The 6504-nt window shown below is 72.5% G+C and carries 7 protein-coding genes; 5 read left to right on the top strand and 2 right to left on the bottom strand.

The genetic code is table 11. The annotated features are described in order from the left end of the window. From ACFQ36_RS19710 to ACFQ36_RS19720, 3 genes are all read left to right on the top strand, one after another. Window positions 1–1245 (top strand): aldehyde dehydrogenase family protein (locus tag ACFQ36_RS19710; RefSeq protein ID WP_377016729.1); only part of this gene is annotated, 1245 nt, incomplete at its 5' end. Between the two features lie 70 nt (window positions 1246–1315). Then, the gene (locus ACFQ36_RS19715; protein ID WP_377016731.1) at window positions 1316–2242 is read left to right on the top strand and encodes an MBL fold metallo-hydrolase; all 927 of its coding nucleotides are present in this window, start codon (window positions 1316–1318) and stop codon (window positions 2240–2242) included. Window positions 2243–2245: 3 nt separating this feature from the next. Beyond that, on the top strand, window positions 2246–3544 hold the full coding sequence (locus ACFQ36_RS19720) for a CynX/NimT family MFS transporter (protein ID WP_377016733.1): 1299 nt from the start codon (window positions 2246–2248) through the stop codon (window positions 3542–3544). 220 nt (window positions 3545–3764) lie between these two features. On the opposite strand, the gene ACFQ36_RS19725 is transcribed toward ACFQ36_RS19720, so the two are convergent. Further along, window positions 3765–4208, bottom strand: coding sequence for an SRPBCC domain-containing protein (locus tag ACFQ36_RS19725; protein WP_377016735.1), 444 nt, complete (start codon window positions 4206–4208; stop codon window positions 3765–3767). Window positions 4209–4402: 194 nt separating this feature from the next. Between ACFQ36_RS19725 and ACFQ36_RS19730 the strand changes: the two genes are divergently transcribed. Both ACFQ36_RS19730 and ACFQ36_RS19735 read left to right on the top strand, forming a co-directional pair. Continuing rightward, complete coding sequence (locus ACFQ36_RS19730) at window positions 4403–5038, top strand: hypothetical protein (protein ID WP_377016737.1); 636 nt, start codon at window positions 4403–4405, stop codon at window positions 5036–5038. A 15-nt stretch (window positions 5039–5053) separates the two neighbouring features. Further along, the gene (locus ACFQ36_RS19735) at window positions 5054–5974 is read left to right on the top strand and encodes a 2-dehydropantoate 2-reductase (RefSeq protein ID WP_377016739.1); all 921 of its coding nucleotides are present in this window, start codon (window positions 5054–5056) and stop codon (window positions 5972–5974) included. On the opposite strand, the gene ACFQ36_RS19740 is transcribed toward ACFQ36_RS19735, so the two are convergent. After that, the coding region (locus ACFQ36_RS19740; RefSeq protein ID WP_377016741.1) for an NAD(P)-dependent alcohol dehydrogenase at window positions 5958–6504 on the bottom strand (547 nt) is incomplete at its 5' end. The genes ACFQ36_RS19735 and ACFQ36_RS19740 overlap by 17 nt on opposite strands.

Here is a 6504-nt window from a genome sequence, read left to right on the forward strand (position 1 = left end):
CGCGAAGCCCGCCGGGCCGCGCTGCGCGCCTGTGCCGGGCTGATCCGCCGCGACCTGGACCGGCTGGCCACGCTGCTCTCCCGCGAGCAGGGCAAGCCGAAGGCCGACGCCGCCGGCGAGTTCACCGTGGCCGCCGGGCTCTTCGAGTACTACGCGGACCTGGCCTGGGACGAGGTCGAGCCGCTGGCCCCGCGCGCGGACCGGACCCTGGAGGTGCACTACCGCCCGGTCGGCGTGGTCGGCACCATCACCCCGTGGAACTTCCCCATTTCGCTGCTCTGCGTGAAGCTGGCCCCCGCGCTGGTCGCCGGCTGCACCGTGGTGGCCAAGCCCTCGGCGACGACGCCGCTGTCCACCATGGCCCTGGTGGAGCTGCTCAACGAGGCCCTGCCGGCGGGCGTGCTGCAGGTGCGCACCAGCTCCCGCCGCACGGTCAACGTCGCGCTGAGCACCCTGCCGGGGGTCCGGAAGATCTCCTTCACCGGCTCCACCGACGTGGGCATCTCCATCGCCCAGCAGGCCGCCCCGACAGTCAAGCGGGTCACGCTGGAACTGGGCGGCAATGACCCGGCGATCGTGCTCGAGGACGCTGACGCCGAGACCACCGCCCGCGGCATCGTCGGTAGCGCCTTCCGCAACGCCGGCCAGGTCTGCATGGCGGTCAAGCGCGTCTATGTACCGCGCAGCCGCCGCCACGAACTGGCCGAGGCCATCGCCGCCGAGGCCGCCCGCCACGTGGTCGGCCACGGCATCGCCGCCGGCACCACCATGGGCCCCATGCACACCGCCGCCCAGCTGCAGCTGGTCCGCGGCCTGGTCGACTCCGCCGTCGGCGCCGGGGCCCGGGTGGTCACCGGCGGCGGCCGCGGCTGCGACCTGCCCGGCCACTTCCTCGCCCCCACCGTCGTCGCCGACGCCCAACCCGGCATGGACCTGGTGGAGCAGGAACAGTTCGGCGCGGCCCTGCCGATTGTCGCCTACGACGACCTCGAGACCGCGATTGACCTGGTCAACGCCGGCGAGTTCGGGCTCGGAGCCTCCGTGTGGAGCCCGAACGCAGGCCGCGCCCACGGTGTTGCCTCCCGGCTGGAGGCCGGAACCGTGTGGATCAACCAGCACACCCTGGTGGAGCCCGACGCCCCCTTCGGCGGCTGGAAGGCCTCCGGCATCGGCCGCGAGCGCGGACGCTGGGGCCTGGAGGAGTACCTCGAAACCCGCGTCATCAACGCCCGCCCGCACGCCTGACCCTGACTGCTTTCCTGCCGTTTTCCTGCTGTTTTCTGCCTTTTCTCCCATCTTTGCCAAAGGACACACCGTGAGCGTCGAACTGATCACCCTCGGCACCGCCGCCGGCCCGGCCATCCGCGGACCGGAAAACGGCATCTCCAGCGCCCTCGTGGTCGGCGACGCCTTCTACATGGTCGACTTCGGGCTCGGCTGCACCCGGGCCGCCCACCAGGCCGGGCTGCGCGGCAGGGACCTTGCCGCCGGGTTCATCACCCACCTGCATTCGGACCACGTGGTGGAGCTGCCAGGCTTCCTGCTGTGGAACTGGGGCGGCCCGGTGGACGGCTTCACCCAGCCGGTATCGGTCCTCGGCCCCGGCCGCGACGAGACCCACCCGGCCGGTGACACCCTGGCCGGCACCCGCGAGCTCGTGGCGCACGCGCTGAAGGCGTACTCCTACGACATCGACATCCGCGTCCACGACGAGGCGCGCCCGGACCTGGCCGCCCTGCTGCACACCGTGGACCTGGCCACCCCGGCCCACGGCTCGGCGGCAGCGGCCCGTCCGTTCGACGTCTACGAGGACAGCCGGGTCAAGGTCACCGGCATCCTCGTGGAGCACCCCCCGGTGCGCCCGGCCCTGGCCTTCCGCTTCGACACCGACGCCGGCTCCGTGGTGTTCTCCGGTGACACCGCCGAATGCGCCGCGCTGGCCGTGCTGGCCTCCGGGGCGGACGTGCTGGTCCACGAAGCGGTGAACCTGGACTTCTACGCGGGCAAGGGCTTCGCCCCGGCGTTCCTGAACCACCAGCAGATCTCGCACACGACGCCGGAAGGCGCCGGCCGCGTGGCTGCCGCCGCAGGTGTGGGGCGCCTGGTGCTCTCCCACCTGGCCGGCCGCGCCGAGCCGCAGTGGTGGAGCAGCCGCGCCGCCAGCAGCTTCGACGGTCCGGTGGACGTGGCCACCAGCGGGCAGCGCTTCGCCGTGGGCGCCCCCGTGGCCTCCGTGCTCTAGGCAGTGAAACCAACTCCCCTCGGGGAACTCCGCCCTTCCGGGGGAGCGGCGACGTCGGACGGCGTTTGGCTGGTGGTCCTGGCGGCGGGCGTCGCCGCCGCGATGCACATCTGGAAGCTCCCCGGCGCCCTGGCCCTGGTGCGGGACGACCTGTCGATGACCCTGGTGGAGGCAGGGCTGCTGGTAGGCGTGATCCAGGCCGCCAGCATTGCGGCAGGGCTGCCCGTTGCGCTGGCCGGGGAGGTCCTGGGACTGCGGCGCATGCTGGTGCTCGGCCTGGTACTGCTGAGCGCCGGATCCCTGCTGGGCGCAGTTTCGCCCGGCACCGTGCTGCTCCTGGCCTCCCGCTCCGTCGAAGGCGTGGGATTCCTGCTGGCGGTGGTCGGTGCACCGGCCTTGATCCGGCATGTCGCTCCGCCGGGCCGGCTTAGCGTGGCGCTGGCCGGCTGGGCCACCTTCCACGGTGCGGCGTCCCTGATCGGGCTCGCGGCCGGGGCCCTCGTGCTCCAGGCCGCCGGCTGGCGCCTCTGGTGGCTGGTCATGGCGGTGGTCACGCTGGTGCCGGTGCCGTTCATCCTGGCCCGGGTGCCCGCGGACGGCCCTGCCCGCGCGGCGGGATGGCGTGGCTCGGTGCGCAAGGTCCGGCGCACGGTGGCCGCCGTCCGGCCTTGGATTACCGGAATCGTCTTCGCCTGCTACACGGCCCAGTGGATGGCGCTGATGGGCTTCCTGCCCTCGATCTACCAGTCCCTCGGCCTGATCGGGGTCTGGCCCGGGCTGCTGAGCGCGGCCGTCGGCGGGGCCAACGCCATTGGGGCCGTTGCGGCCGGTCCACTGCTGCAGCGGGGAATCGCCGAGCGGAGGATCGTCCTCTGGACCTTCCTGGCCATGGCCGCCACTTCCTGGGCCACCTTCGCCGTCCACTGGGAAGACCTTGCGAACGGCTTCGTCCTGCAGCTCCTCCTGGTCGCGGTCTTCTCCGCGGCCGGCGGCCTGGTTCCGGCCGCCCTGACCCGGTATTCGGTCACCATCGCGCCGCCGGGCGGCTCGATCCCGGCGGTGCTCGGGCTCACCCAGCAGATCTTCAACGTCGGCAACTTCGCGGGCCCCCTGGTTATCGCCGCCCTGGCAACCTCCTCGGGCGGCTGGCATGCCACCTGGTGGCTGACCTGCGGACTCAGCGCCCTCGGCGTCGCGCTGCTCCCTGCCTTATCCGGCCCGGGCCCCAAACCGCGTGCCCGCCGTTGTACAGAAGCGCCGGACCTGCCCGGAGAGGCCCCGGAACATTGCCGGCACGGCTGAATCACTGCCGCATTGCCTAAACTGCCGCATTGCCTAAGTGAACATTCTTCAACGCCGGCAACGGACCTCAGGCGGCGGAATCCGGCCGCGCCGAGACGGTCCGGCAGGCCGGGCCGCAGGGCAGGCAGCTGCACGGCGGCCTCAAAAGCGACGAAGCCGCCGCGCCGCCGGCAGGCTTCACGGAAGAGTCGGTCCACAGCGTCCGCCAGGGCGCCGCGTCCTACCCGTGGGCCGCGAGCAGCTTGTCCATTGCGTCGAAGAAGCCGTTGTAGCCGGCCTTCGTCTGCTCCAGCTGTTCGTCGGTGAAGCCGCCGCGGGGCTGGGCCAGCGTCATCTCGGTGCCGCCGCCTGCCTCCCGGAACACGACGGTCACCGGCGCGGGATCCGCGGGGGCCGAGGGATCGTCGTTCATCGTGAAGGCCAGGCGCGCGGGCGGGTCCACCTCGGTGTATTCCCCGGTCCAGTGGATGGTGTCGCCGTCGGGCAGATGCATGACGGCGGTCCACGCGCCGCCGGCCCGCACGTCCAGCGACAGCGTGTCGAGCGGCACGTCGACGGCCTCGGTGCCGAACCAGACGGAGAAGTATTCGGGCCGGGTCCAGGCCGCGTAGACGAGTTCGCGGGGCGCGGCGAAGGTGCGGGTGATGGTCAGGGCGTCAGTCACGGTTGTTCTCCTGGGTGCGGGTGGCGGGCCGGGCGCGATTTAGACTAGCGGCTCGGGAAGCAGAGGGCCAGAGCGGCCAGCACTCCGCAGCTTCCCCGCCTTCGCAAGCCCAGGCGGGGCCCCGGCAAGAGAGCTGCCCGGGGTCCCCGGACGCGAAGCGTTCGGGGGAGGCAGCGAACGCTACGCTTGTGCCCATGGCAAGATACTCCGAAGGCCTGCAGCGGATACTGGGTCCCCGGCTGCAGAAGCCCGGCCCGGGAGAGTCCGGGGCGACCACCGAGTGGCTGCCGGCCAATGTGCGGCGCTCCCTGGAAGCTGTCTACATGGGGTTCGGCGGACGCAACCCGGGACGGACGCTGGAGGCAGGCGGCTGGGACTTTGTTTTCGACGGGCACCTGCGCCTTGAGCTGGACGGGCCGCTGCACTTCAACCGGTACCGCGGGGCCACCTTGGAAACCGAATGGGCCCAGCGGCTGCCGTGGGCGCCGGCCTACCGCGAGTACTGCGTGCAGTACGAGGACAGCTGCGGGGCGGGCGGGGGCACGGCGGGCCAGTGTTGGACGTCCGCCGCCGCCGAGGAGATGTTCGGCCCGGCGGGCGAGCCGGGCGTCCTGACCGGGGCAGGCTCGCCGGGGTGGAAGCAGCGGGCACTCTACGATGCGGTCCGGGACGCCTGCGGACTGTATGCCGACGGCATCCGGCTGGCCCGCCTGTGCATCTATGACACGGTCGCAGGAGTGAACCTCGGCGACGCGCTCGCCGGCACGGCCAGCCTGGACCGGGCGGACCTGCTGAAGTTCATGGCCGACCGGACCGTGGGGGCGTCCTGAGCCATGAGGATACTGGTGGCAGGCGCCGGAGCAACGGGCGGCTACTTCGGCGGCCGGCTGGCCCGGGCCGGCCGCGACGTGACCTTCCTGGTCCGTCCGCGCCGGGCCGCCCAGCTGCAAGGCGGGCTGAGGATCTTCGGGCCCGGGACCGATGAAACCATCCCGGTCCGGACGGTCACGGCGGACGGACTGGATTCCCCGTACGACCTGGTGATCGTCGCCGTCAAGGCCGGGGCCCTGGATACGGTCGTGGAGCAGATCGCGCCCGCCGTCGGCCCCGGCACGATGATCCTGCCGTTCCTGAACGGGATGTCGCACCTTGACGTGCTGACGGAACGCTACGGGGCCGGGCACGTGCTCGGCGGGCTGGTGAAGGTGGTGACCACGGTGACCGCCGACGGACAAATCCGGCAGCTGCAGCCGCTGGCCGTGATGGCCATCGGGGAGCAGTCCGGCGAGCGCACCCGGCGCATCGAGGACCTCTACCGGGAGCTCTCCGTCCCCGGCTTCGAGCTGTCCCTGGCCCCGGACATCATCGCGGCCATGTGGCACAAGTGGGCGTTCATCGCGGCCGCCGGCGCGGTCACCTGCCTGATGCGCGGGCCGGTCGGGGACATTGTGGCCTGCCCCGGCGGGGAGGACTTCGCCCTGGCCGTCATTGCCGAGACCGAGGCGGTGGCTGCCGCCGCCGGGCATCCGGTGCCCGACGGCGAGCACCGGATGAGCATCGGCCTGCTGACCGAACCCGGGTCCGGGTTCACCTCCTCGCTGTACCGCGACGTCGCGGCCGGCCTGCCCCACGAAGGCGAGCACATCCTGGGCCGGTTCGTGGCGCGCGCTGAGGCGCTGGGGGTCCCGGCGCCGCTGGCCGGGCTGGCCCTGCTGCAGCTGCGCGTACACGACCGGCAGGGCGGACAGCTTACGGCTGGACCGTGACGACGAGCTTGCCGCGGGCCGCCCCGGCGTGCAGGCGGCCGATGGCCTCGGGAGCCCCGGCGAGCGGGTAGGTCCGGTCAATGACCGGGGTGAGCCTGCCGGCCTCGATGAGTTCGCGCAGGTCGCGCAGGTCCTGGGGCCGCTCGGCTGACATGAAGGTGCGCATTTTCCGGCCGCTGAAGGGGGAGAGCAGGCTTGCGCGCAGCTGGCGGTCCACGCCGCCGAGGATCGGTCCCCCGCCTTCGCCGCCGGCGATGACCAGGGTGCCGCCGGGGGCCAGGGCCCGGCGCAGGCGTCTGAGCCGGTTGTTGCCGGCGGTGTCGAGGATCAGGTCGTAGCGGCGCGTGCCGTCGGCGAAGTCCCCGCGGGTGTGGTCAATGACCCGGTCGGCGCCGATCGAGCGCACCAGGTCCGCCTTCGCGGTGCTGCACACCCCGGTGACGTCCGCCCCGGACGCCTTGGCCAGCTGGACCGCGAAGCTGCCGACCCCGCCGCCGGCACCGAGGACGAGCACCGACTGCCCCGGCCAG

It is taken from the genome of Arthrobacter sp. GCM10027362 (assembly GCF_042679445.1).
In the GTDB taxonomy this organism is placed as follows: domain Bacteria; phylum Actinomycetota; class Actinomycetes; order Actinomycetales; family Micrococcaceae; genus Crystallibacter.

Bases quoted from the DNA above. Each gene is read 5' to 3' on its own strand.
- ACFQ36_RS19730 (WP_377016737.1), top strand. From the start codon at position 4,403: ATGGCAAGATACTCCGAAGGCCTGCAGCGGATACTGGGTCCCCGGCTG.